At 38.2% G+C, this 262-nt stretch carries 1 protein-coding gene; it reads left to right on the forward strand.

The genetic code is table 11. The features are described 5' to 3' along the window. Positions 1-31: 31 nt before the first annotated feature. Positions 32-262: hypothetical protein (locus tag AAEY88_RS14170; RefSeq protein WP_350563412.1), on the forward strand; the 231-nt coding region annotated here is incomplete at its 3' end.

A 262-nucleotide genomic window follows, 5' to 3' on the forward strand; every position in this document is an offset into this window, starting at 1 on the left:
GTTCATAACTAAGCAGCAGATAGATCAAATTATGCAAGCAAAGCAGCAAATGCCTATATCTACAAAAAATCAAAACGCAGGTAATCAAACCAAAAATCCTTTAGTAGAGCTAAAAAATTACGCAAGTAATGCAGACGCAGACGTATCAACTGCGCCAAATGCCGATGATTCATCTCCTTCTATTAAGGACTACTCAGAGCAGCAAGCACAAGAGATGATTGATAAAATGCCAGATTATGTGCTTGGGCAGTATGTAGATAAG

It is taken from the genome of Psychrobacter sp. CAL346-MNA-CIBAN-0220 (assembly GCF_040309805.1).
Taxonomy (GTDB): domain Bacteria; phylum Pseudomonadota; class Gammaproteobacteria; order Pseudomonadales; family Moraxellaceae; genus Psychrobacter.